Source organism: Cellulomonas sp., from assembly GCF_035634735.1.
Lineage (GTDB): Bacteria > Actinomycetota > Actinomycetes > Actinomycetales > Cellulomonadaceae > Cellulomonas.
The window spans coordinates 1-1,768 of the sequence record NZ_DASQCJ010000158.1 but is presented as its reverse complement, the minus strand read 5'-3'; the positions used below and the strand labels follow the sequence as shown (position 1 = coordinate 1,768).

At 77.2% G+C, this 1,768-nt stretch carries 2 protein-coding genes; both read right to left on the bottom strand.

The genetic code is table 11. The features are described from left to right. Positions 1 to 87: 87 nt before the first annotated feature. Positions 88 to 813 carry a HEAT repeat domain-containing protein gene (locus VER05_RS13480; protein ID WP_324845854.1) on the bottom strand — a complete coding sequence of 242 codons (726 nt, stop codon included), beginning with the start codon at positions 811 to 813 and terminating at the stop codon, positions 88 to 90. 172 nt (positions 814 to 985) lie between these two features. Next, the gene (msrA, locus tag VER05_RS13475; protein WP_324845853.1) at positions 986 to 1,654 is read right to left on the bottom strand and encodes a peptide-methionine (S)-S-oxide reductase MsrA; all 669 of its coding nucleotides are present in this window, start codon (positions 1,652 to 1,654) and stop codon (positions 986 to 988) included. Between the last annotated feature and the right edge of the window lie 114 nt (positions 1,655 to 1,768).

Sequence of the window (1,768 nt, the reverse complement as noted above, 5' to 3'; positions counted from 1 at the left end):
GGTCGGCGGTGGGCGGCACGGGGGCTCCTCGGGGTCGGCCGGAAGGCGTGTCGGCGGGGTGGATCGCGGGCGGGCGCCCGGCCCGGGTCAGCCGGGCGCGTCGAGCAGCCGGCGCAGCCGGGCCTTCTTCTCGTTCTCCCGCACGACCCACGCCACGTCGGGGTCGTCGGAGCCCCGGAGCGCGGCGAACCGCGGCAGCCCGGCGGCGGGGCCGCCCGCGACGGCGACGCTCCACGCGTACCCGAGCGCCTGGCGCAGCGTCCGGACGCCGGGGTCGCGGCGGTCGTCGGCGGGGAGCGCCGCGATCGAGGCGGTGGCGGCGTCGCACGCGTCGAGCGCGGCCGCGGCGGTGGCCGGGTCCCGGAGCAGGCGCGGCTCGCACACCCCGGCGACGGCGGCCCGGCGGACCAGCGGGTCCGGGTCGGCGACCCAGTCGGCGACGAGCGCGCGCAGCGTGGCCGGCTCCGCGTCGCCGATCCGCTGCAGCGCCATCGCGGCGGACTCGCGGACCCGCCAGGACGCGTCGGCGGCCCGGGCGCGCAGCAGGGCGGTCAACGGGCCGCGGGCGGCGGCGGGGGCCTCCAGGACGAGCCGGCCGACGCCGTCGGTCCCGCAGCAGCGCAGGTAGTCGTCGGGGTCCTCGGCGAGCGCGAGCACGAGGTCGGCCGGCGCGACGTCGGCGAACGCCCCCAGCAGCTCGAGGTTCGCCCGCGGCCCGGGCAGCCCGGACCCGGCGGTGAGGTGCGCCCGCACGGCCCCGGGGTCCCCGAGCAGCCCTCGCAGGTCCTCCCGGTGCCGCTCCCGCACGCTCATACCGGGCACGCTAGCGCCGCCACCAGCGCCGAGATAGGGCCGTTCGGCCGAGAGAGGGCCGTCCAGGGCCCTCTCTCGGCGCGCGGGCCCTCTCTCGGCGGGGGAGGAGCGGCGCCCCGGACGCAGGACGGCCCGGCCCCCGCGTGGGGGACCGGGCCGTCCGGGGCGTGCGTCAGGCGTCGAGCGGGCGCGGGCACGAGACGCCCGTGCCGCCGATGCCGCAGTACCCGTTCGGGTTCTTGTCCAGGTACTGCTGGTGGTAGTCCTCGGCGTAGTAGTACGGGCCGGCCTCGTCCGCGGTGCGGATCTCGGTCGTGATCTCGCCGTACCCCGCCTGGGTCAGCCGCTGCTGGTACGCGGCGCGGGTCTCACCCGCGGCGGCGGCCTGCTCCGGTGTCGTCGTGTAGACGGTCGACCGGTACTGCGTGCCGCGGTCGTTGCCCTGCCGGTACCCCTGCGTCGGGTCGTGCGACTCCCAGAACGTCCGCAGGATGTCCGCGTCGGACACGACCGACGGGTCGTAGGCGACCTGCACGACCTCGGCGTGCCCGGTCAGGCCGGTGCACGTCTCCTCGTACGTCGGGTACGGCGAGTAGCCGCCCTGGTAGCCGACCGAGGTGCTGACGACGCCCGGCAGCTGCCAGAAGATGCGCTCGGCGCCCCAGAAGCAGCCCATCCCGACCGTGATCGTCCGGGTCCCCTCGGGCCACGGGCCCTGCAGCGGCGTGCCGAGCACCGTGTGGGTGGCGGGCACGGAGTAGGTGTAGCCCTCGTGCCCCTTCAGCGCGCGCTCCGGCTCGACCATCGTCGACTTGAGGGCGGATCCGAACAGCCAGTTCATGGTGACTCCCTTCCACGGGTCCGACACGCTCAACCCGCGTGCGGGGCCGCGTGTTCCCGCGCGCGACCGGCCGGGGCGGGGGCCTAGCCTGGGCCTGTGACGGACGCGAACGAC